Consider the following 22,874-nt stretch of genomic DNA (forward strand, 5'->3'; position numbering starts at 1 on the left):
GAAATCTTTCGACGATTTGGGGATATTTACCCGCATGTGCGGCATTGTCGGCATTCTCGGACGCGCTCCGGTCGCGGAGCAATTGGTGGATTCGCTCAAGCGCCTTGAATATCGCGGCTACGATTCCGCTGGAGTCGCCACGCTGGAAGGCGAGCACATCGAGCGCCGCCGCGCCGAAGGCAAGCTCAAGAATCTGGAAACCCGGTTGCGCGCCGAACCGCTCGCCGGTCATACCGGCATCGGCCACACGCGCTGGGCCACCCACGGCAAGCCGACCGAGAACAACGCCCATCCGCATGCGACGGATCGTGTCGCCGTGGTCCACAACGGCATCATCGAGAATTTTCGCGAACTGCGCGAAGAGCTCGAGAAGAAGGGCGCGGTCTTCAAGACCGAGACCGACACGGAGATCGTCCTGCACCTCGTCGACAGCTATCTGGCCAAGGGCATCAACCCCGTCGAAGCGGTTAAGGCGTCGCTGTCCCGGCTTCGCGGCGCGTTCGCACTTGGGTTCATTTTCGCAGGCGACGCCAACCTGATGATAGGCGCGCGCAATGGACCGCCGCTCGCCATCGGCTACGGCAAGGGCGAGATGTATCTGGGCTCCGACGCGATCGCGCTCGGCCCATTCACCGACACCATCAGTTATCTCGAGGATGGCGACTGGGTGGTACTGACCCGCGACGGCGCCGTGATCTACGACAAGCACAATGCAGTCGTTCATCGCGAGGCCATCAAGCACTCCGCCTCGACCTCGCTGGTCGACAAGGCCAATTATCGCCACTTCATGGCCAAGGAAATCCACGAGCAGCCGGAAGTGGTCGGCCATACGCTGGCGCGCTACGTCGACATGGCGACCGAACGCATCGCGCTGCCGGTAAAACTGCCGTTCGACTTCAAGGACATCCAGCGCATCTCGATCGTCGCCTGCGGCACCGCGAGCTACGCCGGTTACGTCGGCAAATACTGGATCGAGCGTTTCGGCCGCCTTCCGGTCGAGCTCGATGTTGCCTCCGAATTCCGCTACCGCGAGGCGCCGTTGCGCAAGGGGGATCTGGCGATCTTCATTTCGCAGTCCGGCGAGACCGCCGACACGCTGGCCGCGCTGCGCTACGCCAAGGCGGAGGGCGTGCACACGCTGTCGGTGGTCAACGTGGCGACCTCGACGATCGCCCGTGAAAGCGAGACCGTGCTGCAGACGCTGGCCGGCCCCGAAATCGGCGTCGCCTCGACCAAGGCCTTCACCTGCCAGCTGATGGTGCTGGCCGCGATCGCGGTCGCCGCCGGCAAGGCGCGCGGCGAATTGTCGGACGCAGACGAAAACAGGCTCGTGAAAGGGCTGGTGGAAATTCCGCGGCTGATGGCGGCGGCGCTTTCGACCGAGCCCCAGATCGAGAAGCTGGCGCGCGAGATCGCCAAGCACAAGGACGTGGTCTATCTCGGCCGCGGCACCAGCTATCCGCTGGCGCTGGAAGGCGCGCTGAAGCTGAAGGAAATCTCCTATATCCACGCCGAAGGCTACGCCGCCGGCGAGCTCAAGCACGGCCCGATCGCGCTGATCGACGAGAACATGCCGGTGGTGGTGATCGCGCCGCACGACAAAGTGTTCGAGAAGACCGTCTCCAACATGCAGGAGGTCGCCGCCCGCGGCGGCAACATCATCCTGATGACCGACGCCAGGGGCGCGGCGGAAGCGACCGTGGACTCGCTGGTGACGATCATGCTGCCCGATATGGCCTCGGCCTTTACGCCGATGGTCTATGCCGTTCCGGTGCAGTTGCTGGCCTATCATACCGCCGTGGTCATGGGCACCGACGTCGACCAGCCGCGCAATCTGGCGAAATCGGTGACCGTGGAATAGGGGACCGGGGAACAAGTGTCACACCTCAGGCGGTGGCCGCGGTCTTCAAAAACCTGCTAGGATGGCTTAGCTGGCACTGTACGGTAGCCGCTCCGACCAACCTGGAACCCTGATGAATTCAGACGATCTGCCTCCGCCCGTGCCCGAGGACGAAGTCCCGCCCGAAGTCCACAGCGGCCTGATGGCCCGATTCCGCAACTACTTCCTGACCGGCCTGATCGTCGCCGGTCCGATCGCGATCACCTTTTATCTGACCTGGTGGTTCGTCACCTGGGTCGACGGCATCGTCCGGCCGTTCGTTCCCCTGGCGTACCGGCCGGAAACCTATCTGCCGTTCGGGCTGCCGGGCTCCGGGCTGATCGTCGCCGTGTTCGCGCTGACGCTGCTCGGCTTCCTCGCCGCCAACCTGATCGGGCGAACCCTGGTCGATCTCGGCGAGCGGCTGCTGGGCCGCATGCCGGTGGTGCGCGCGATCTATCGCGGCCTCAAGCAGGTGTTCGAGACGCTGTTCTCGGGGCAGGGATCGAGCTTCCGCAGGGTAGGCCTGGTCGAATTCCCTTCGCCCGGGATGTGGTCGATCGTGCTGATCTCGCAGTCGCCGAGCGTGGAGATCGCCAACAAGCTACCGGGCCAGGAGGAGCACATCTCGGTGTTCCTGCCCTGCGCGCCGAACCCGACCACCGGCTTCTTCTTCTATGTGCCGAAGAGCAAGATCGTCGATATCCAGATGAGCGCCGAGGACGCCGCGACCCTGATCATGTCCTGCGGCGTGGTGCAGCCCGGCTCCGACCAGCAGAAGAAGCTTGCGGCCTTGGCCGGCATGGCGAACGCCGCACGGGTGGCGAATTCAACCCCGCTGCAGCCGGAACCGGCGAAGGTGGAGTGACGGCTTGCCTATGCCACCGTCGTCATTGCGAGGAGCGCAGCGACGAAGCAATCCAATCTTTCTTTGCGCGGCGCCATGGATTGCTTCGCTGCGCTCGCAATGACGGGGAGGGATCGGGGCCGAACTCACGCCAACGTCTCAAAGAGATCCTTCCATTCAGGATTTAACGCTTCGATCAAGGCCAGTTTCTTTGCCCGGCTCCCCGCCTTGATCTGCTTCTCCCGCGTGATCGCCGCGATCATGCTGTCGTGCACTTCGTACCAGACGAGTATCTTGCAGCCATATTTCTTCGTAAACCCTCTTACCAATCCCTCGCGATGCTCAAAGGTGCGTCGTGGCAGGTCGGAAGTGACACCGGCGTAGAGCGTACCGCGATGCTTGTTTGCCATGATGTAGACGCAGGGTTGTTTCATCTGCTTCATTTCCAACGTGGTGGGTCAGTATACGCCGTCATTGCGAGGAGCGCAGCGACGAAGCAATCCATCTTTCTTTACTCGGCAAGATGGATTGCTTCGCGGAGCCTGTCATCGGGCGCGCATTCGCGCGACCCGTTGGCTTGCAATGACGACGACAGGCTTCACCCCGCCCCGATCAGCGGTATCGCTTCGTCCCGTTCGAACAGATAGAGCAGGCAGCGCAAGGCCTCGCCGCGTTCGCCCTTCAGCTTCGGATTATCCTTCATGATCCGCAGCGCTTCGTCGCGCGCTTGCGTGATGAGTTGGCCATGCACTTCGGAGCGCGCGATGCGGTAGCCGGGCAGGCCGCTCTGTCTGGTGCCCAGCACGTCGCCTTCACCGCGCAGTCGCAAATCTTCCTCGGCAATCCGGAAACCATCGGTGGTCTCCCGGATCACTTTCAGCCGTGCCGTCGACATCTCGTTGAGCGGCTCCCTGTAAAGCAAGAGGCAGGTCGAGGCTTCGGAGCCGCGGCCGATCCGGCCGCGCAACTGGTGCAGTTGCGCAAACCCGAAGCGTTCGGCGTTCTCGATCACCATGATGGTGGCGGCGGGCACGTCGACGCCGACCTCGACCACGGTGGTCGCGACCAATAGCCCGATTTCGCCGGCGGCGAATTGCGCCATCACGCGGTCCTTCTCGGCGCCCTTCATCTGGCCATGCACCAGACCGACGCGGTTGCCGAAACGCTGCTGCAGGCTTTCGAACCGTTCGGTCGCGTTGGTCAGATGTTCTGTGCCCTCGGCCTCGGATTCCTCGACCAGCGGGCAGATCCAGTACACCAGCTTGCCCTTGTCGAGCGCGCGGCCGACGGCATCCATCACCTCACTGAGGCGGCTGTTCGGCACCGCCCGGGTATCGATCGGCTGCCGTCCGGCCGGCTTCTCGCGCAGTTCCGAGACGTCCATGTCGCCGAAATAGGTCAGCACCAGCGTGCGCGGGATCGGCGTCGCGCTCAGTACCAGAACGTCGACGGCGTCCCCCTTGGTGGTCAGCGCCAGCCGCTCGCGCACCCCGAAACGATGCTGCTCGTCGACCACAGCCAGCGCCAAAGCCTTGAACACCACGTCGTCCTGGATCAGCGCGTGGGTGCCGACCAGGAAATCGATCTCCCCTGCGGCGAGCCGCGCCAGCAGTTCGCGGCGTTCCTTGCCCTTCTCGCGCCCGGTGAGGATGGCGACCCGCAAGCCCGCGCGCTCGGCCAGCGGCGCAATCGTCTTGATGTGCTGGCGCGCCAGGATTTCGGTCGGCGCCATCAGCGCGGCCTGCTTGCCGGCCTCGGTGACGGCGGCGGCTGCCAGCAGCGCCACCACGGTCTTGCCGCTTCCGACGTCGCCCTGCAGCAGCCGCAACATGCGGACCGGCTGACGCAGATCCTCGGTGATGGCGGCGACGGCTTCGCGCTGCGATGCGGTCAATGCGTAAGGCAGAGCGTCGATGATCCGGCTGCGCAGATGGCCGTCGCCGGCGTGGCGGTCGCCGGCGGGGCGGCGCAACTGCGCGCGCACCAGCGCCAGCGCCAGTTGGCCCGCCAGCAATTCGTCGAAGGCGAGCCGCGACCAGAACGGACCGTCGGGCAGGATATCCGTGAGCTCGACCGGCACGTGCACCCGGTGGAGCGCTTCCGCAACCGGCGGAAATTGGCAGCGGCGGATCACTTCCGGGCTGATCCACTCGGGAAGATCCGGCAGCTTCTGCAGCGCCTGCGCCATCGCACGCCGCAGCGAGCCCAGCGCCAGTCCCTCGGTCAGGGGATAGACCGGATCGATACCCGACAGCTTGGAGAAGCCCTCTTCATCAACGACGCGGTCGGGATGCACGATCTGCGGGACGCCGTCATACATCTGCAAGGTGCCGGAGACGTAGCGCTTGGCGCCGACCGGCAGCAGCTTCTCGACGTAGCCGGGTTTGGCCCGGAAGAAGGTCAGCACCACGTCGCCGGTGTCGTCGCTGGCATAAACGAGGAACGGCGCGCGCGCATTGCGCGGCGGTGGCGGGCGGTGACGGTCGACGGTCACCTCCAGCGTAACGATGGTTCCCTGGGCGGCGTCGCGGATTTTCGGCCGCGCGCGGCGATCGATCACGCTGGCCGGCAGATGCAGCAGCAAATCGACCAGCCGCGGCGTCTCATCGCGGTCGAGCAGATAGCGAAACAGTTTGTCCTGCTTCGGCCCGACGCCGCTGAGGGTCGTGACCGGCGCAAACAGCGGATTGAGCAGAGCAGGGCGCATAGGAAGACTTAAGACCGTTCCTGTCCGTGATGCCCTGCTTTATTGCGGCATCCACGGCTTTTTCTGTGACCACGACAATTCCCGCGAAAGCGGGGCTGACATTCGCCACAACGAACGCTATATCAACCCCGCCCGGCACGTCCGGGCTTTTGGCGTTCGGATGGGAATCGGAACATGACGGGATCGACACGATCGAGCGGCGGCCTGGACGACCGCCGCAAGCGGCTCTTGTTTCGCTGCTGGCATCGCGGCACCCGCGAAATGGATCTCATTCTCGGCCGCTTTGCCGACGCCGAGATCGCGAATCTCTCGGATGAGGAACTAACTCAATTCGAGTATCTGATGGATGTGCCCGACCCCGATCTCTATGCCGCGCTGACCGGCCACATGCCGCCGGCGCCGGAATATGCGAACCGCCTGTTCGACCGCATCCAGTCGTTCCGCTCGTCGGATCACGGCGCATGAAATCGCCCGTTCGATCGCCGGCTGAATTGCTGTCGCCCGGCCGGGCGCTGACCTTTGCCAACGTCGCCGAGGGCGCTGAAGGGCTTGTCGTGTCGGATCTGGCGCGCGCGGTGGCGGCGCGGCCCAAACCATCGGCGGTCAGCCTCGCCGTGGTCTGCCGCGATGGCCCGCGCATGCAGCAACTGGCGCGCGCGCTGGAATTCTTCGCACCCGATTTGCCGGTCATGCAATTCCCGGCCTGGGACTGCCAGCCCTATGACCGGGTGTCGCCGCATGGCGGCATCCTGGCGCAACGGCTGACCACTCTGGCGCGGCTGTCCCGGCTAGCCGGCAGCGACAAGCCGCTGATCGTGCTGACCACGGTCAACGCCGTCGTGCAGCGGGTGCCGGCGCGGGAAACCGTTGCGGCGCAAGCGTTGTCGGTCGCGCCCGGTCATGTGGTGCCGATGGACTCCATCGTGGCGTGGCTGGAGCACCACGGCTACAACCGTTCTTCCACCGTGCGCGAACCCGGCGAATACGCCGTGCGCGGCGGCATCCTCGACCTGTTTCCGGCCGGGCTCGATCAACCCGTGCGCTTCGACTTTTTCGGCGACAGCCTGGAATCGATCCGGACCTTCGATGCCGAAACCCAGCGCACGCTGCTCGACATGCGCGCGCTCGACCTGGTGCCGGTCTCGGAATTCCAGCTGGTCACCGAAACCATCCGCCGCTTCCGCATGGGCTATGTCGCGGCCTTCGGCGCGCCGGAGCGCGACGATCCGCTGTACGAGGCGGTCAGCGAAGGCCGCCGCCATCCCGGCATGGAGCATTGGTTGCCGCTGTTCCAGGAGCGGATGGATACGCTGTTCGATTATCTCGACGGCGCGCCGATCGCGATCGAGCCGCAAAGCGAGGACGCCGCGCGCGAGCGCTTCAAGCAGATCGCCGATTACTACGACGCGCGGCGCGAGGCGCTGGAGCATCCCGGCGGCGGCGCGATCTACAAGCCGTTGCCGCCGGACCGGCTTTATCTGACCGAAGACGAGTGGAGCAGGCGGCTGCAGGAGTCGGCGCTGGCACGGCTGACGCCGTTCGCCATGCCCGACGCCGGCGCCGGCGTGGTCGATGCCGGCGCGCGGCAGGGGCGCAATTTTGCGCCGGAGCGCACCGATACTTCCGTCAACGTGTTCGAGGCCGTTGTCGCGCATGTGCTGGCGTTGCAAGCCCAGCGCAAGAAGGTTGTAATCGCGCTGTGGAGCGAAGGCTCGCGCGACCGCATGCGCAGCATGCTGCAGGACCACAAGCTCGTCCACCTCACCAGCGTCAACAGCTGGCGCACGGTGCAGGCAACGCCGCGCAACGAGGCCATGCTGGCGGTGGTCGGCATGGAATCCGGTTTCGAGACCGACCATGTCGCCGTCATCAGCGAGCAGGACATTCTCGGCGACCGGCTGGTGCGGCCGCGCAAGGCCAGCCGCAAGCTCGATAATTTCATTTCCGAAGTCACCAGCCTCGCCAGCGGCGATCTCGTGGTGCATGTCGAGCACGGCATCGGCCGTTTCGTCGGGCTGCAGACGCTCGAGGTCGCCGGCGCGCCGCACGACTGTCTGGAGCTGCATTACGCCGCCGACACCAAGCTGTTCCTGCCGGTCGAAAACATCGAACTGCTGTCACGCTACGGTTCCGATCACGCCAATGTCGAACTGGACCGGCTAGGGGGCAGCGGCTGGCAGGCGCGCAAGGCAAGGCTCAAGAACCGGATCCGCGAGATCGCCGGCGAACTGATCAAGATCGCCGCCGAGCGGCATCTGCATGAAGCGCCGAAACTGCCGGTGCAGCCCGGGCTGTATGACGAGTTCTGCGCGCGCTTCCCCTACGATGAAACCGAGGACCAGCTCGGCGCGATCAATGCCACGCTGAAGGATCTCGAAAGCGGCCGGCCGATGGACCGCCTGATCTGTGGCGACGTCGGCTTCGGCAAGACCGAGGTGGCGCTGCGGGCGGCGTTTGCGGTCGCGCTCGACGGCAAGCAGGTCGCCGTCGTGGTGCCGACGACGCTCTTGGCGCGGCAGCACAGCAAGAATTTTGCGGAGCGGTTCCGTGGCTTCCCTGTCAACGTTGCGCAGGCGTCGCGCCTGATTCCGGCCAAGGAACTGACGCAGGTCAAGAAAGGTCTGGCCGACGGCTCGGTCGATATCGTCATCGGCACCCACGCGCTGCTCGGCAAGTCGATCAAGTTCAGGGATCTCGGTCTTCTGATTGTCGACGAGGAGCAGCATTTCGGCGTCAGCCACAAGGAAAAGCTCAAGCAATTGCGCGCCGAGGTGCATGTGCTGACGCTCTCCGCGACCCCGATCCCGCGCACGCTGCAACTGGCGCTGACGGGCGTGCGCGATCTTTCGATCATTGCCTCGCCGCCGGTCGACCGTCTGGCGGTCCGCACCTTCGTGGCGCCGCACGATCCCCTGATGATCCGCGAGGCACTGCTGCGCGAACGTTACCGCGGCGGGCAGGCGTTCTACGTCGTGCCGCGGATCGAGGATCTCGCCGGGGTAAAGGACTTCCTCGACAAGAACGTGCCGGAGATGAAGGTCGCGGTCGCGCATGGCCAGATGCCGCCGACTGTGATCGAGGACATCATGTCGGCGTTCTACGACGGCAAATACGACATCCTGCTCTCGACCACGATCATCGAGTCCGGGCTGGATATCCCGACCGCCAATACCCTGATCGTGCATCGTGCCGACATGTTCGGGCTGGCGCAGCTCTATCAGCTGCGCGGCCGGGTGGGGCGCTCCAAGCTGCGGGCCTATGCGCTGTTCACCCTGCCGGCGCAGCAGAAGATCACGGCGCAGGCCGAACGCCGGCTCAAGGTGCTGCAGTCGCTGGAAACGCTGGGGGCCGGATTCCAGCTTGCCTCGCACGATCTCGACATCCGCGGCGCCGGCAACCTGCTCGGCGAGGAGCAGTCCGGCCATATCAAGGAAGTCGGCTTCGAGCTGTACCAGTCGATGCTGGAGGAGGCGATCCTCAACCTCAAGGCCGGCGTGGTCGAGCCCGCCGCCGACCGCTGGTCGCCGCAGATCACCGTCGGCATGCCCGTGCTGATTCCGGAGGATTACGTGGCCGATCTTTCGGTGCGGCTATCGCTGTACCGGCGGCTCGCCGATCTCGATACTGATGACGAGATCGACAATTTCGCCGCCGAACTGCGCGACCGCTTCGGCGTGCTGCCGGACGAAGTGCGCTACCTCTTCAAGATCGCCGCGATCAAGAGCTATTGCAGGAGAGCCAATGTCGAGAAGATCGATGCCGGGCCGAAGGGCGCGGTCATCACCTTCCGCGACAACAAATTCGCGCAGCCGGATCGGCTGGTCTACTTCATCCGCCAGCACGGCCAGGCGGCGCGGGTGCGGCCCGACATGAAGGTGGTGTTCTTCCAGGATTGGCAGACGCCGGAGGAGCGGCTGATGGGCACCACCGAGATAATGCGGCAGCTCGCCAATCTCGCGGAGGACAGGAAGGCGGCGTGACGGTCAGGACGCGGCGCGACGCGCTTGGTCATAGAGCCGCGTGAGCAACGACTTCGCCGAATCGTTCGGCATCAGGGTCGCGACCGTCACGGCCGGCTCCGATCGTGGGTCGCGTTTGCCGTAGCTGGTATGGCGCATCACGCTGGAAAGCCGCCGCGCGATCATGTGGGCGGTGCGCAGATCGGTATCGGCGAACGCCACGATCACCGATCCGTCCGGCTGGGTGGCTCCGAAATCCATTTGCCGCATCAGCCGGCTGAGTATCCGCGCGCCATCGAGCTGGGCGCGGGGGTGGGCGGGATCGAACGCAAAGCGCGCCACCGACAATCCGCCGCCGCGCGACAGCGTTTGGTAGACTGACGTGGCGAAGTCCCGGCTGAACGCCTCCGGCGTCAAGAGGCCGGTCCGCGGATCGAGCAGGCCCTCGGCGTCGATCGATTTGAGGGTTCGGGTCAGATGGGCCTCGAAGGCATGCTGACGGATCAGCGGCAGCGCATTGGCGGCAATGTAGGCCGGTTCGCCGGATATGATTTCGAGATTGGGCAGCTCATAGTCCGGCGCCAGCCCGTCCGACGTCACCACAACAGGCAGATTGCGGAAGCGGGCGTCCTCGGCCAGCACCGTGAGGAAGGCATCCACCACGCGCGGACTGAAACCTTCGCCAAGCACGATGCCGTCGATGTCGCGGGTGTTGAGATGTTTCGCCGCGGCCTCGATCGAGAGCGCGCCGACCAGCCCCATCCGTTCGCCGAGCGATACGGAAAGTGCTGGGTAGGCGGCGCCGCGGCCGATCAGGAGCACGGTAGCGTCGCGGGTGGGATCGAAGTCGGGCAATGCGGTTCGCGCCAGCGATGCGCCGTCTAGCCTGCGCATGACCGTGATGTGCAACGTCCGCACCCGCAGGCTGGCCCGCAGTCGCGCCATCAAGCGATCAAAATTACCACCCGTCTGCGAGAAAGGCAGGGCGTTTTCCGGCAGACGTGTCGTGGGATCGACCGCGATCAGCGGCAGATACGGCTGCAGCGCGGCGATCCGTTTGGCCAGCGCGTCGAAACCGGGTTCGGCGGTCGCGGAAGTCGCAACCAGAACCGCGGCCGGGTGCATCTGTTCGACTGCGCGTACCGCATCGGTCAGGCCGGTGTCGATGACCGGGAAAATCCTGGCCTCGTCCAGCGCGCTCGCGAACGGCGGCCGGCCGGCGGTCGATACGACGATGATCGGGCCTTGCTGGGACATCTGATACTCGGACCGGCGCTCTGGGATAAGCGCGGAATCCTAGTTGGGCGGTCTTAATGCCGCGTCAACGGAGCCCCCCGACTTCTATCAAGCCTGACTTGCCCGATCGCGAAACGCTTCCACCATCAACGGGTTAAGCCCGAGCTCGGCAAGCGCCTCGCGGGCGCGGGCATTGTCCTGGGCGCGTCCGGCAAGCCGGTGACCGCTGAGCCGGTCGGGCAACGCCGTCAGCAGTGCGCCCTGGCCGAGCCGCCGGGCCCATTCCTGCAGGTCCTGCGACAAGAACCGGTAGCCGCCGACCGCCATGATGCCCGAGGGCGGCGCGGTAATGCAGATCGCCCCGGTCGAACGGTCGAGCCGAGCGGCGTAGTCGGTATCGATGTAATCGCGCGGCGGCTGCGCAATCAAGGAGTCGCTCGATGGCGGCGGGGGCGCGTAAGCCGACGGGGATATCATCGGCCCGCGCAAGGCCAGCGTTCCCCGCGGCGTCAGAAAGATCTCGCCTGAAATCGACGAGCCCGGAACCTCCCGCGGGGCGCTATGCGGCCCCGGCAGGATCGCCGCCGGCGCGCCATCGGCCGCGGTGCGGCGGGCCCCGAACAGTCCGGCTTCACCGAACAGATAGACGTCGGTCAGCGAGGCGTGTTGCGCTATCCAGGGCGGACTCGATGCGACCTGTTCCGGCGCGCGCCACAGGCCGATCACATTGCGCAATGCCGGCAGACGCGACGCCATGTCGATCTCGGCCAGTCGCAACGCCAGTTGCGCAGGAGCGACCAGGGTATCGCAGGAATGCTCGACGATCTGCTGTTCGAGCAGGTCGCCGTCGAAGGGATGATGCAGCGCCAGCGTTCCGCCCGACAACAGCCAGATCACCAGCGACGAGGTCAGGCCCGCGAATGACGATGGCGCGAATGCCGACATGATCGTCGCGCCCTGCGGCACGTCGCTTTCGAGCGACAGTGCGAGGCCGCCGGCGATCAGATTGAGATGCGTGCGCGGCACCGGGCGGAAGCCGTCCGATGTCACGTCGAAGGAGATCACCGCCGCCTTGCGGCCGTCCTGCACGACGGCGCGCGACGTGGTGGAGCCAGTCGACATTGCCAGATCGAGCGAGGCCATGCCCTCGGGCAGGTCGGTGCCGAAACCGCAGACGTAACGGATCGAGAAGGCCTCGGCCGCGGCGTTCATGGCGAGATCGGCGTGAACCACACCGTCGATCCTGCTTGACGTCACGATCGCACGCGCCCCGGTGCGATTGAGCGCGACGGTCAATTCCGCCTGCCGCCACAGCAGCGGAAACAACGCCACCACCAGGCCGGCGCGATGAGCGGCCAGCACCGTCAGCGCGAACTCGACCGTGTTCGGCAGTTGCACCGCGATCACGGAATTGGACGGCAAGCCGGATTCGATGAAATGCGCTGCCAGCGCCGTTATCGCCCGGTCGGCCTCGGCGAAGGTCAGGCGTTTCGGCGGCTGGCCGGTGACGCGCAGCTTGTTGATGGGGTCGAGCAGCGCCGGCGCATTCGGCTTGCGCGCCAGGATCCGCTTGAACAAGACGTCGAGCGTCGGCGATGCGTTGGTCTGGATCACGGGATCACTTCGCTTGCGGGGCCGGCTTCTGCCACCAGGTCTCCGGGAGGTAACCCGTCAGCGCGGTGGCCTTTGGCCGTTCTATCCGATTCCACCGCGCGATCCATTGCTCTTGAACGTTAAACAGTGGAATTGCGTAGAAGCCGGACATCAGGGTCCGGTCCAGCGCCCGCACCGCCGAGACGAAGCCGGGATGCTCGCGCGCCTCGAGCAATGCCGCGATCAGGACGTCGATGGCGGGATCCCTGGCTCCCATGTAGTTTCGCGTGCCTTGAATTCCAGCGGCCTCGCTGCCCCAGTAGAACGACTGCTCGTTGCCGGGCGACAGCGATTGATCCCAGCGGTTCTGGAGCATGTCGAAGTCGAAGCCGAGACGGCGCTGGTCGAACTGAACGGCGTCGACCGCACGCACCGAGGCCTCGATGCCGGCGCGCTTGAGATCGCGCTGATAGGCCAGCGCGATCCGCTCCTGGTCGCGCGTCGTCACCAGGATTTCAAAGGTGAGGGGAGCCCTGGTCGAACGCTGCCGCAGCACCGTGCCGTCGAGATCGTAGCCGGCCTCCGACAACAGCGTCAGCGCGCTGCGCAGCGTGGCGCGGTCGCGGCCCGAACCGTCAGTGACGGGAAGGCGATAGCTGCCGTCGAGGATATCCGGCGGCATATGCGACGCGAAAGGTTTCAGCAGTTCCCGCTCGCGCTCGTCGGCGGGACGGCCGTAGGCCGACAGTTCGGAGCCGGCATAGAAGCTCGCCGAGCGCCCATAGAGCCCAAAAAAGTAATTGCGGTTGATCCATTCGAAATCGAACAGCAGCGTCAGCGCCCGGCGCACGCGGATGTCGGAAAATGCCGGCCGCCGGGTGTTGAACACCAGGAATTCGGACGGCTGCGGCATTCCGGTCTTGATCGCATCGCGGATCACCTCGCCGCTGCGGGCTGCGGCAAAGTCATATCCGTCATGCCAGCGCAGCGGCTCGGTCTCGACGCGGAAATCATAGAGGCCACGCTTGAACGCTTCGAACTGGCCGTTGGCCTCGCGATAGAAGTCGAGCCTGATCTCGTTGAAATTCCACAGACCGCGGTTGGCCGGCACGTCGCGGCCCCAATAGTCGGGATTGCGCGTCAACGTGACGCTGGCACCGGGCTTGACCGCCGTGACGCGATAGGGGCCCGAGCCGATCGGCGCCGCCATCGAGGTTTCCTCGAAGGTCGCGACGTCGACGGCATGCTTGGGCAGTACCGGCATCAGGCCGAGGATCAGCGGCAGCTCGCGGTCATTGGCACCTGCGAGATCGAACCGCACGGTCAGCGCATCCGGCGCTTCGGCCTTGGCGACTTTCGAATAATACTGGCGATGATTGGGACGCCCCTTGTCGCGCAGCAGGGCCCACGAAAACAGCACGTCCTCGGCTCGCACGGGCTGGCCGTCGGAGAACCGCGCCTTCGGATCGAGGTGGAAGGTGACATAGCTTCTGCTGTCGTCCGTCTCCACGCTTTTTGCCAACAGGCCGTAAAGCGTGAAGGCCTCGTCATTGCCCCGCGCCATCAGGCTTTCGACCACGAACCCTCTGACCTGCTGCACGGCGAGGCCCCTGACGATCAGCGGGTTGAGGCTGTCGAAGGCACCGAGGACCCCCCACACCAGGCGGCCGCCCTTCGGCGCTTCGGGATTGGCATAGGGCATGTGGATGAAATTGGCCGGCAGGGCAGGGGCGCCGTGCATGGCGATGGCATGGCTCGGTTCTGCCCGGAGCGGGTCATCGGCAGCAAGCAGGAATCCGCCAAACAGAGTGCCGAAAGCACAGAGGGAAGCAAGAAGGCGCGAGCACCGGGAAATTCGCAACGCAGCGCTCGAATTTGATTCGATATTGGTCACCAAAGCATTTTACCATAGCCGTCACATCCGGTCCCGGCAGTTGGCAAATATGCCTGTCGGCATTGATCTTTTCGCCCGCCGCTGTATTGAAGGCGGGCAATTGACCAAGACGGCAGGGCCTGTCACGTATCCGCCTCAATTGGCACAGAGACAGCCGCCCCAACGGCTAGGTGTTGGTACCTGCAGCGGTTTCGGCCGTCCCCGTTCAGAAAGGGTTTTCCGCAATGAATTTCCGTATCTTGGCCGCGACGGTTTGGCCGCGTGGGCGGGTTATCGCTCTGCTCGCGGCGACCGCACTGTCCGCCTCGTTGCTGGCTCCCGGCGCGCAGGCGCAGCAGCCGGCTCCGGCCCCCGGGGCACCCAAGGCGGCGCCGAAGGCCGCACCGAAGGCTGCGCCGAAGGCGCCAGCCCCGGCTCCGCAGGCCCAGCAGGCACCCGCCGCCCCGCCGGCAGGCGCTGCACAGCCCGCCGATCAGCAGGTTCAGCTGATCTATGCGCCCTGGACCAAATTCTGCCTGAAGGGCCAGGATGCCGGCGCCAAGCAGGTCTGCTTCACCGGCAAGGACGGACGCATCGAATCCGGCCAGCCCGTGATCGCCGCCGTCATCATCGAGCCGGAAGGCGAGCCGAAGAAGATCCTGCGTGTCACGCTTCCGCTCGGCATGCAGCTCGTTCACGGAACGCGTGTGATCGTCGACACCAATGCCCCGCTGCAAAGCCCCTACGTCATTTGCTTCCAGAATGGTTGCATGTCGGATTACGAGGCATCGCCGGAATTGATTGCCAGCATGAAGAAGGGGCAGAATCTGGTGGTCCAGGCGATCAACTCCAACGGCGCGCCGCTCACTTTGCCGCTGCCGCTGGCTGGCGAATTCGCCAAGGCCTATGACGGCCCGCCGACCGACCCGAAGGTGTTCGAGGAAACCCAGAAGAAGCTGCAGGAAGAGCTGCAGAAGCGCGCCGAGGAAGCGCGCAAAAAGCTCGAGGCCAATCCGCCCGCGGCCAATCCGGCTGCGAAGTAACTGGGCGATCCTGTCGACCAAAAAAAGGCGCCCGGAACGGGCGCCTTTTTAATGGGTAACAACTTTAATGGGTAACAACCGGCGGCGGCGCTAGTTCAGCGACGAATTGCGCGGGCGATAGCCACCCGATTTGTCCTTCACGAAAATCTCGGCGACCTGCGAATGCCGGATCGGCTCGCCCGACTCGTCGGGCAACAGATTCTGCTCGGAAACGTAGGCGACGTACTCCGATTCAGAATTCTCGGCGAGCAGGTGATAGAAGGGCTGATCCTTGCTCGGACGTACTTCCTCGGGGATCGACAGCCACCATTCCTCGGTATTGTTGAATACCGGATCGATATCGAAGATCACGCCCCGGAACGAAAAGATCCGGTGACGGACGATCTGTCCGATCTGAAACTTAGCGGTCCGCGTTTTTATCATAGCTCGTCGAATAGACCATGATTGTGGCCGATGCTAGAGGCAACGGGCGAATTAACCTTTGCCGTGCCGGTCCGTTCAGGGTGCCGATCGGGGCCAACCATGCTGAAAAAGACGCCACCTGATGATCGACATTCTCAATCTCGCGTTACCGTATTTCGGCTTGATTTTCATCGGGTTCGCCTGCGGCAAGGCCAAGGCGATTCCCGAGGGCGGCCTGGCGTGGATGAACTTCTTCCTGCTCTATGTTTCGCTGCCGGCGCTGCTGTTTGGAATCATGGCAAAGACGCCGTTTGCGGAACTCAACAATCCGCCGTTCCTGATCGCGACCACCCTCGGCACCATGAGCGCCTTCGCCATTGCCATGGTGGTGGGTCGCGGGATCGGCCGGCTGTCGTTCCGTGAGGCGACGCTGGCGGGGCTATCCGGCGGCTATGGCAATATTGGCTATATGGGTCCGGGCCTGGCGCTGGCCGTGCTGGGCGCCAAGGCCGCGGCACCGACCGCGTTGATCTTCTGCTGCGACAGCATCTTCCTGTTTTCAATCGTACCGCTGTTGATCGCGCTCACCGATCGCGAACACCAGTCGCTGCTGCACACGCTCGGCCAGGTGGTGAGACAGATCGTCTTGAATCCGCTGATCATGTCGGCGGCCGCCGGTGCGCTCGCGGCTGGGCTCCATATTCATCCGCCGGTCGCGATCGACAATACGCTACTGTTTCTGCAGAACGCCGCAGCGCCGGTGGCGCTGTTCGTGCTCGGCGTCACGGTCGCGTTGCGCCCGTTCGGCCGCATGCCATGGGAAGTCCCGGGTGTCATCGCGATCAAGCTCCTGATCCATCCGCTGGTCGTTTTCGGATTGATGCTGCTGTTCGGACCCTTCGCGCAGCCATGGGCGGCGACCGCGGTGCTGATGGCGGCGCTGCCGCCGGCGCTGAATGTGTTCGTCATTTCCCGGCAACACGATACCTGGGTCGAGCCCGCGTCCGTCGCCGTACTGATTGGAACCTTCGCATCCGTCGTCACGCTCACCAGCGTGATGTGGTTCATTCAGACCGGCCGGCTGGTGTTTCCGTGAGATAGCGTTTTCGACCGAAGTGGGTACCGGTTCGCGCAAAGAAAACGCGTCAAACAAAAAAACTTCTAACTATGTCTGGATGACCGCCACGACGGCGCCAGGCCCTCGCGCATGGCGAGGCGGCGGAGCGGGCCGACCGAGCCGATCAGATGCATTCCGGCCGCGCGCAGCGACTGCACGGGAAGGAAATCGCTTAGCAATGAACGGTTCGCCAGATCGATCGCGAAAGTGCGGCTGGTCACATCGGTGCGCCGGACTGAATCGTAGCGCGTGAGGACCTGCGGCGCGCCGGGATCTTCGCCTGACGCCATCGCCTCCCGCACGATATCGGCGATGTCGGCGGCGTCGCGCAGTCCCATGTTCAGCCCCTGCGCACCGATCGGCGGGATCACATGCGCGGCTTCGCCGACCAGCACGATACGGGCCTTTGCGAATTGCCGGGGCTGCTCGATGCCGAGCGGAAACACGTACCGTCCCGGTTCGACCGTGACGCGGCCGAGAATGGAATGCGATTGCCGCTCCGCGGCCTCCGACAGCTCGTCATCGCTCAGCGCCCTCAGCCGCTCGGCCTCCTTCGGTGTGGCGACCCACACCACGCTGCTGCGGTCGCCCGGCAGCGGCACGAATACACACGGGCCGTGCGGGGTGTGAAACTCCGTGGAGATATTTCGATGCGGCCGCGAATGGCTGATATTGAAAGTCAATGCGGCCTGATTCAGATTGTGGCGCGTAACCTCGATATGGGCGGCCTCCCGGCACAGCGATTGCCGCCCGTCAGCGCCGACGACGAGGCGGGCCGACAGTGAATTTCCGTTGTGCAACCGGATCGCAACAACGGCGTCGCCAGGGTCGATCGCATCGGCTTCATCGTCGAACCGGGTCAGACCGGGAAGCTCGGCGGCGCGTTCCTCCAAGGCGATCATCAGCGCGCGGTTCTCGATGTTGTAGCCGAACACCTCGAGACCGATTTCGTCGCAGGAGAACCGGACCTCCGGGGCCCGGATCAGCCGGCCGGTATCGTCGACCAGCCGCATCATATGCAAGGCCGCCGCCTTGTTCTTGCAGCGAGGCCAGACTTCCAGCTGTTCGAGCAGATCGATGGAGCCGCCCAACAGCGCCGTGGTGCGATTGTCGGCATAGGGGACGCGGCGGGCCACCAGAGCCGTGTTCGCGCCGGCATCCGCCAGCGCGACCGCCGCGGCGAGCCCCGCGGGGCCGCCGCCGATCACGACGACGTCGTAGGTACCGGATCCATCATTCATACCGGGACAATTGACGTTCCCGGCAGCATTTTCAAGGCACATCATGGAGTAAATGTTCCGGCGATTTGCGCGGCCGAACGCCGCAAGCATGGATGTGCAAATCACAGCGATTCCTGATAGCAGTGCGGTCCGATGGACCAGTCGAACCAGCCAATTTCTCCACCGGTATCGCCGGCCACGCGGGCGGCAGCATTTTCCGTGCATGTCTTCACGGCGATGGGAGCGGGCATTGCCCTGATCGCATTGCTGGAGGCAGTGCGCGAGCACTGGGCGGCGATGTTCGCCTGGCTTGGGCTCGCGCTGGTGGTCGATGCGCTCGATGGCCCGATCGCGCGCCGGATGGATGTCGTGCGCGTGCAGCCGAACTGGTCGGGCGAGGTGCTCGATCTCGTGGTCGATTTCGTCACCTATGTTTTCGTGCCGGCCTATGCGATCACCGCAAGCGGCCTGCTGTTGCCGCTGGCCGCGCCGATCCTGGGCGCCGGCGTAGCCATATCGGGCGCGCTCTATTTCGCGGATCGCCGCATGAAGACGTCGGACAATCATTTCCGCGGTTTCCCGGCGCTGTGGAATGCGGCGGCGTTCTATCTGTTTCTGCTGCATCTGCGGCCGTGGCTGTCTAGCCTCCTGGTCGCGGCCCTCATCGTGCTGACCTTCGTGCCCTTCAACGTGCTGCATCCCTTCCGCGTCGTGCGAATGCGAGGGCTGACCTTGTCGCTGATCGGGATCTGGGCCGTGCTCGCGATCGTCGCGCTGGCCAGCGATTTCGCCGTCAGTGCGCCCGTAACCATCGGACTCTGCGCGATCGCCATCTATATCGTGGCGAGCGACGCTGCCATCCGTATCGTGAGGTCCTTCAAAGCATGATCGAATTGTTGACCAGTCCGGAAGCCTGGGCGGCGCTGTTGACCCTGACGGCGCTGGAAATCGTGCTCGGCATCGACAATGTCATCTTCCTGTCGGTGATCGTCTCGCGCCTTCCCGAACTGCAGGCGAAGCGCGCGCGGCAGATCGGGCTTGCGCTGGCGCTGGTGTTCCGCATCCTGCTGCTCAGCGTTCTGGTGTGGCTGATTGGTTTGACGCAGCCCGTCCTCACCGTGAGGGATATCGGGTTTTCGTGGCGCGACATCATCCTGATCGGCGGCGGGCTGTTCCTGATCGCGAAGGCGACCCACGAGATCCACGGCGAGGTGGAGGCGCGCGACCACGAGGACGGTGGCACGCCGACGGCCAGCGCGTTCTTCTGGGTGATCGTCCAGATCATCATCATCGACTTGGTGTTCTCGCTGGACTCCATCATCACCGCGATCGGCATGGCGCAGGATCTCGAGATCATGATCGCCGCGGTCATCATCGCCGTCATCATCATGTATGTATCGGCTAACCCGGTCGCGCGGTTCGTGGCGGAGCATCCGACCACGAAAATGCTGGCGCTGGCGTTTCTGGTGCTGATCGGCGTCGCGCTGGTGGCGGATGGATTCCAGTTTCATATCCCGCGCGGTTACATCTATTTTGCCATGTTGTTTTCGGCGGCGGTCGAAGCCTTCAACGTGCTCGCCAAGCGCAACCGCAAGAAGGCCGTCAAATAGCCCGTCGGCGATGCTCCCTCTCGCCTCGAGTTGACAACGCGGCCTCGATGGCTATCGCTTGAGTGCTAAGAAATGAAGGAGAGCCTGAGATGACCATGGCCGTGCGCGTGCACAAGGTAGGGGGCCCGGAAGCCCTGGTCTACGAAGCCGTGGACGTGGCTGCGCCGGGACCCGGCGAAGTCCGCATCCGCCAGCATGCCGTGGGTCTGAACTTCATCGACGTGTATTACCGCACCGGCCTCTACAAGGCGCCGGGGCTGCCGTTCATCGCCGGCAATGAAGCCGCCGGCGAGGTTCTGGCGGTTGGGTCCGGCGTGACCAATTTCCATCCCGGCGATCGCGTCGCCTATTATTTCAATCTCGGCGGTTACGCCACCGAGCGCAACATCCCCTGGGACAAGCTGGTCAAGCTGCCCGACCATATCACCTACGAGCAGGGCGCCGTCCTGATGCTCAAGGGTCTGACGGTCTGGTATCTGCTGCACAAGACATTCCAGGTCGAGCCGCACCATCGGGTGCTGATCCACGCCGCTGCCGGCGGCATCGGCCTGCTCGCGTGCCAATGGGCGAGGGCGATGGGCGCGCATGTCATCGGCACTGTCGGCTCCAAGGCCAAGGCCGATCTTGCCCTCGCCAATGGCTGCGATCATGTCATCCTCTACAATGAAGAGGATTTCGTCGCGCGGGTGAAGCAGATCAGCCGCAACGAGCTTTGCGACGTCGTGTACGACGGGGTCGGCAAGACCACCTTTCCGGGTTCGCTGTCCTGCCTCAAGCCGCGCGGCCTGTTCGTGAGCTTCGGCAATGCGTCGGGTCCGGTGCCGCCATTCGCGATTGCCGAACTCAACAATCACGGCTCGCTGTTTGCGACCCGGCCGAAGCTCAACGACTACATCGCCAAGCGCTCGGACCTGCTGGAAGGCGCCGACACATTGTTCTCAGCCGTTATCAACGGCAAGCTGCACGTGCCGATCAACCACGCCTATGCGCTGAAGGATGCGGCGAAAGCACATATCGACCTGGAGAGCCGAGCCACGACCGGCGCGTCGATCCTGAAGCCGTAGAAGGGCACTGTCATTCCGGGCTGGTGCGCTAGCACCAGACCCGGAATCTCGAGATTCCGGGTTCGATGCTTCGCATCGCCCCGGAATGACGCGAGACTTCGAACTACGCCACCCGCCGTGCCGCGCCCATTCTGGTCAGGATCGAATCCAGACAATCGATCATCAGGGCGATCTCTTCGCGCGTGACATTGAGTGCCGGCATGAAACGCAGTGCGTCAGGCTGCGGCGAGTTCAGCAGCACGCCATCCGCCAGCGCTTCCCCGACAATGGACGCGCCGATCGGGTGCTTCAGGTCGAGCGCCAGCAGCAATCCGCGGCCGCGGACCTCGCCGAGACCATGCCGGGCGGAGATCCGCTGCAACTCGCTCTCCAGAAACAATCCGGCATCGGCAGCCGATTTCAGGAAGTCCGGTTTGCTGACCTCGGCCAGAACGGCGAGCCCGGCCGCGCACATCAGCGGATTGCCGTTGAACGTGCCGCCCTGGTCGCCATGCTCGAAACAGGAAGCCTCGTCCGTCGCCAGCAAGGCCGCCAGCGGCACGCCGCCGCCGATACCTTTGCCCAGCGTCATGATGTCGGGTGTAATGCCGGCATGCTCATAGTGAAACAGCTTGCCGGTGCGGCCCATGCCGGTCTGGATTTCGTCTGATATCAGCAGCAGGCCATGCTCCGTGGTCAGCGCCCGCAACTCCCGGAGGAATTGATCGGTCGCCGGCCAGACGCCGGCTTCGCCCTGGATCGGCTCCAGCATCACGCCGACGGTCTTGTCCGAAATCAGCCGCTGCACCGAGCCGAGGTCGTTCAGCTTCGCCTTGGGAAATCCGGAGACCTTCGGCTCGAACAGCGGCTCGAACGCCTTCTTGCCGGAGGCCGACATGGTGGCGAGCGTGCGACCGTGAAAGCCGCCTTCGAAGGTGATGATCTCGTAGGCGCCGTTCTTGTGCAAGGCGCCGTACTTGCGGGCGAGCTTGATGGCGCCCTCGTTGGCTTCCGCGCCCGAATTGGCGAAGAACACCTGATCGAAACAGCTGTGGTCGGTGAGCGCCTTGGCAAGCTGGAGGCTGGGGCCGTTGTAGAATGCCGGGCTCGGCGTCAGCAGCAGTTTGGCCTGCGCGGCCAGCGCTTCGGCGACTTCAGGTGGCGAGTGGCCGAGACAATTGACCGCCCAACCCTGGATGAAGTCGAGATAGCGCTTGCCGCTGTCGTCCCACAGATAGGAGCCTTCGCCGCGGACGAAAACGGTCGGCGGCCGCGCGGTGATTTCCATCAGCGCATCAAACGGATGTGTGGCGATGTTCATGTCGAACTCCTTGCGGGCTAGGGTGAGGAAGCGGGCCGAAACGCAAGAAGGCCGCACTTTTCAGGGTGCGGCCTTCTCGAAAACGTTGCTGATCTATCTGTTCAGCGTTGTCGTCGGACACGGCGCGACCCATCATCGTCGACAGAGCGACGACGGAAAGTGGCGCGGCGGATGGTCCGGTTCAACATCATGACGCCGCCATACAGCCGAAGGGCGCGGGCTGTCAAGAGCCTTAGCCAAGTCAACAACCTGACGATGGGGCGAGGGTGCCCAGTTCAAATATCAAGGAGGGCTGCTTCCGATGAACGTAGCCGACGCCGAAAGGTATCGATTGTTGGAAAGCGTATGCGTTTTCGAAGTTCCATCAAGATCACCCACAGGCAAGCCAACCCAACAAGAGAACCCGCAACGGCTTTCGTCACCCTCTTTCCAACACGCCTCGAGCATCAGCGGTTGAGCCTGCGGCTCGTGAAGGGGAGAAAATCCGGCGTCCGGCTTCTGCGTCTTGTTTCTTATCTCATTAGGCAGAAGGATCGCCGTGGCTTCTCCCAACTTCTCGTTTTTCTTCCAGACGACAAGTGGCTTAACTTTGTTCCAAACATCAAACACGCCTAGTTCAAGATAATCAGGTGTATCGCGGACAAGCTGCCGTTCGCCAAGGACGTCGCGTGCTTGCTGAACAACGTGGCGAAGAGGGCTTCCTTTTGGACAACCGGTCAAAAGGGCCTGAATGGCCTTTGATTTTGCTTCTGGCTGTAAATGAGTAATGCGAACGCCAAAGAAAAACCGCTCACTGCTGGCGAATTCAAACAGGGCCTCGAAAGCAATATTGTTGGTCGCCTGTTGGTCGAGCCAGCGCTGGATCCGTACTGCAGCCCGATCCGGTGAATGCTCAAAGAAAATACGCTCCGCTCCATCCCAATCACCGTCGGCTGCAAACTGCCAGCCTATCAGGCCAGCTTCCCCGAAAGCTTCTTCAACTCTGGAAATCGGATCCTTGTCATCAGACATCTAGTTTACCAGA

General features: G+C 64.0%; 18 protein-coding genes. 9 read left to right on the forward strand and 9 right to left on the reverse strand.

Going from position 1 to position 22,874, the window contains the following annotated elements; genetic code table 11:
- Window positions 1-34 precede the first annotated feature (34 nt).
- Together glmS and KMZ29_RS14430 are read left to right on the forward strand one after the other, a co-directional pair.
- Window positions 35-1,861 carry a glutamine--fructose-6-phosphate transaminase (isomerizing) gene (glmS, locus tag KMZ29_RS14425; RefSeq protein WP_215619893.1) on the forward strand — a complete coding sequence of 609 codons (1,827 nt, stop codon included), beginning with the start codon at window positions 35-37 and terminating at the stop codon, window positions 1,859-1,861.
- Between the two features lie 109 nt (window positions 1,862-1,970).
- A complete protein-coding gene (locus KMZ29_RS14430) occupies window positions 1,971-2,747 on the forward strand; it encodes a DUF502 domain-containing protein (RefSeq protein WP_215624270.1) in 777 nt (258 codons plus the stop codon).
- 125 nt (window positions 2,748-2,872) lie between these two features.
- Here KMZ29_RS14430 and KMZ29_RS14435 read toward each other — a convergent pair whose 3' ends face one another.
- Together KMZ29_RS14435 and recG are read right to left on the reverse strand one after the other, a co-directional pair.
- Window positions 2,873-3,160, reverse strand: a complete 288-nt coding sequence (locus KMZ29_RS14435) for a GIY-YIG nuclease family protein (protein ID WP_215619894.1) — start codon at window positions 3,158-3,160, stop codon at window positions 2,873-2,875.
- Between the two features lie 164 nt (window positions 3,161-3,324).
- Window positions 3,325-5,433 (reverse strand): ATP-dependent DNA helicase RecG, encoded by a 2,109-nt coding sequence (gene recG / locus KMZ29_RS14440; protein WP_215619895.1) that lies wholly within the window; start codon window positions 5,431-5,433, stop codon window positions 3,325-3,327.
- 174 nt (window positions 5,434-5,607) lie between these two features.
- On the opposite strand from recG, the gene KMZ29_RS14445 reads away from it, so the two are divergent.
- Entirely contained in the window at window positions 5,608-5,898 is a 291-nt protein-coding gene (locus KMZ29_RS14445; RefSeq protein ID WP_215619896.1) for an FAD assembly factor SdhE, read from the forward strand.
- Entirely contained in the window at window positions 5,895-9,413 is a 3,519-nt protein-coding gene (gene mfd / locus KMZ29_RS14450) for a transcription-repair coupling factor (RefSeq protein WP_215619897.1), read from the forward strand. The genes KMZ29_RS14445 and mfd overlap by 4 nt, the downstream gene beginning before the upstream one ends.
- A gap of 3 nt (window positions 9,414-9,416) precedes the next feature.
- Here mfd and KMZ29_RS14455 read toward each other — a convergent pair whose 3' ends face one another.
- The 3 genes from KMZ29_RS14455 to KMZ29_RS14465 form a co-directional block, all read right to left on the reverse strand.
- Window positions 9,417-10,649 carry a GGDEF domain-containing protein gene (locus KMZ29_RS14455; protein WP_215619898.1) on the reverse strand — a complete coding sequence of 411 codons (1,233 nt, stop codon included), beginning with the start codon at window positions 10,647-10,649 and terminating at the stop codon, window positions 9,417-9,419.
- 87 nt (window positions 10,650-10,736) lie between these two features.
- On the reverse strand, window positions 10,737-12,242 hold the full coding sequence (locus KMZ29_RS14460; RefSeq protein ID WP_215619899.1) for an AMP-binding protein: 1,506 nt from the start codon (window positions 12,240-12,242) through the stop codon (window positions 10,737-10,739).
- A 4-nt stretch (window positions 12,243-12,246) separates the two neighbouring features.
- Window positions 12,247-13,962 (reverse strand): extracellular solute-binding protein, encoded by a 1,716-nt coding sequence (locus KMZ29_RS14465; protein WP_215619901.1) that lies wholly within the window; start codon window positions 13,960-13,962, stop codon window positions 12,247-12,249.
- A 377-nt stretch (window positions 13,963-14,339) separates the two neighbouring features.
- Here KMZ29_RS14465 and KMZ29_RS14470 point away from each other — a divergent pair, with 377 nt between their 5' ends.
- Window positions 14,340-15,137 carry an invasion associated locus B family protein gene (locus KMZ29_RS14470; protein WP_215619902.1) on the forward strand — a complete coding sequence of 266 codons (798 nt, stop codon included), beginning with the start codon at window positions 14,340-14,342 and terminating at the stop codon, window positions 15,135-15,137.
- Between the two features lie 90 nt (window positions 15,138-15,227).
- On the opposite strand, the gene hspQ is transcribed toward KMZ29_RS14470, so the two are convergent.
- The gene (gene hspQ, locus KMZ29_RS14475) at window positions 15,228-15,560 is read right to left on the reverse strand and encodes a heat shock protein HspQ (RefSeq protein ID WP_215619903.1); all 333 of its coding nucleotides are present in this window, start codon (window positions 15,558-15,560) and stop codon (window positions 15,228-15,230) included.
- Between the two features lie 121 nt (window positions 15,561-15,681).
- Here hspQ and KMZ29_RS14480 point away from each other — a divergent pair, with 121 nt between their 5' ends.
- Window positions 15,682-16,635, forward strand: a complete 954-nt coding sequence (locus KMZ29_RS14480) for an AEC family transporter (protein WP_215619904.1) — start codon at window positions 15,682-15,684, stop codon at window positions 16,633-16,635.
- A gap of 65 nt (window positions 16,636-16,700) precedes the next feature.
- Here KMZ29_RS14480 and KMZ29_RS14485 read toward each other — a convergent pair whose 3' ends face one another.
- A complete protein-coding gene (locus tag KMZ29_RS14485) occupies window positions 16,701-17,897 on the reverse strand; it encodes a UbiH/UbiF family hydroxylase (RefSeq protein WP_215619905.1) in 1,197 nt (398 codons plus the stop codon).
- A 132-nt stretch (window positions 17,898-18,029) separates the two neighbouring features.
- Here KMZ29_RS14485 and pcsA point away from each other — a divergent pair, with 132 nt between their 5' ends.
- The 3 genes from pcsA (at window position 18,030) to KMZ29_RS14500 (ending at window position 20,550) form a co-directional block, all read left to right on the forward strand.
- On the forward strand, window positions 18,030-18,764 hold the full coding sequence (gene pcsA / locus KMZ29_RS14490) for a phosphatidylcholine synthase (protein ID WP_215619906.1): 735 nt from the start codon (window positions 18,030-18,032) through the stop codon (window positions 18,762-18,764).
- Window positions 18,761-19,486 (forward strand): TerC family protein, encoded by a 726-nt coding sequence (locus KMZ29_RS14495; protein WP_215611902.1) that lies wholly within the window; start codon window positions 18,761-18,763, stop codon window positions 19,484-19,486. The genes pcsA and KMZ29_RS14495 overlap by 4 nt, the downstream gene beginning before the upstream one ends.
- 89 nt (window positions 19,487-19,575) lie before the next feature.
- Window positions 19,576-20,550, forward strand: coding sequence for a quinone oxidoreductase family protein (locus KMZ29_RS14500; protein ID WP_215619907.1), 975 nt, complete (start codon window positions 19,576-19,578; stop codon window positions 20,548-20,550).
- 103 nt (window positions 20,551-20,653) lie between these two features.
- Here the strand turns inward: KMZ29_RS14500 and KMZ29_RS14505 are convergent, their stop codons facing one another.
- Window positions 20,654-21,850 (reverse strand): acetylornithine transaminase, encoded by a 1,197-nt coding sequence (locus KMZ29_RS14505; protein WP_215619908.1) that lies wholly within the window; start codon window positions 21,848-21,850, stop codon window positions 20,654-20,656.
- A 282-nt stretch (window positions 21,851-22,132) separates the two neighbouring features.
- Window positions 22,133-22,861 carry a hypothetical protein gene (locus KMZ29_RS14510; RefSeq protein WP_215619909.1) on the reverse strand — a complete coding sequence of 243 codons (729 nt, stop codon included), beginning with the start codon at window positions 22,859-22,861 and terminating at the stop codon, window positions 22,133-22,135.
- Window positions 22,862-22,874 lie beyond the last annotated feature (13 nt).

Origin of the sequence: Bradyrhizobium sediminis (genome assembly GCF_018736085.1) — a bacterium.
Classification (GTDB): Bacteria; Pseudomonadota; Alphaproteobacteria; order Rhizobiales; family Xanthobacteraceae; genus Bradyrhizobium; species Bradyrhizobium sediminis.

Excerpts from the sequence above, each read along its gene's own strand:
- glmS (WP_215619893.1), top strand. The coding sequence starts at position 35 with ATGTGCGGCATTGTCGGCATTCTCGGACGCGCTCCGGTCGCGGAGCAA.
- KMZ29_RS14435 (WP_215619894.1), bottom strand. The coding sequence starts at position 3,160 with ATGAAACAACCCTGCGTCTACATCATGGCAAACAAGCATCGCGGTACG.
- recG (WP_215619895.1), bottom strand. The coding sequence starts at position 5,433 with ATGCGCCCTGCTCTGCTCAATCCGCTGTTTGCGCCGGTCACGACCCTC.
- KMZ29_RS14445 (WP_215619896.1), top strand. The coding sequence starts at position 5,608 with ATGACGGGATCGACACGATCGAGCGGCGGCCTGGACGACCGCCGCAAG.
- mfd (WP_215619897.1), top strand. The coding sequence starts at position 5,895 with ATGAAATCGCCCGTTCGATCGCCGGCTGAATTGCTGTCGCCCGGCCGG.
- KMZ29_RS14455 (WP_215619898.1), bottom strand. The coding sequence starts at position 10,649 with ATGTCCCAGCAAGGCCCGATCATCGTCGTATCGACCGCCGGCCGGCCG.
- KMZ29_RS14465 (WP_215619901.1), bottom strand. The coding sequence starts at position 13,962 with ATGCACGGCGCCCCTGCCCTGCCGGCCAATTTCATCCACATGCCCTAT.
- KMZ29_RS14470 (WP_215619902.1), top strand. The coding sequence starts at position 14,340 with ATGAATTTCCGTATCTTGGCCGCGACGGTTTGGCCGCGTGGGCGGGTT.
- hspQ (WP_215619903.1), bottom strand. The coding sequence starts at position 15,560 with ATGATAAAAACGCGGACCGCTAAGTTTCAGATCGGACAGATCGTCCGT.
- KMZ29_RS14480 (WP_215619904.1), top strand. The coding sequence starts at position 15,682 with ATGATCGACATTCTCAATCTCGCGTTACCGTATTTCGGCTTGATTTTC.
- KMZ29_RS14485 (WP_215619905.1), bottom strand. The coding sequence starts at position 17,897 with ATGAATGATGGATCCGGTACCTACGACGTCGTCGTGATCGGCGGCGGC.
- pcsA (WP_215619906.1), top strand. The coding sequence starts at position 18,030 with ATGGACCAGTCGAACCAGCCAATTTCTCCACCGGTATCGCCGGCCACG.
- KMZ29_RS14495 (WP_215611902.1), top strand. The coding sequence starts at position 18,761 with ATGATCGAATTGTTGACCAGTCCGGAAGCCTGGGCGGCGCTGTTGACC.
- KMZ29_RS14500 (WP_215619907.1), top strand. The coding sequence starts at position 19,576 with ATGACCATGGCCGTGCGCGTGCACAAGGTAGGGGGCCCGGAAGCCCTG.
- KMZ29_RS14505 (WP_215619908.1), bottom strand. The coding sequence starts at position 21,850 with ATGAACATCGCCACACATCCGTTTGATGCGCTGATGGAAATCACCGCG.
- KMZ29_RS14510 (WP_215619909.1), bottom strand. The coding sequence starts at position 22,861 with ATGTCTGATGACAAGGATCCGATTTCCAGAGTTGAAGAAGCTTTCGGG.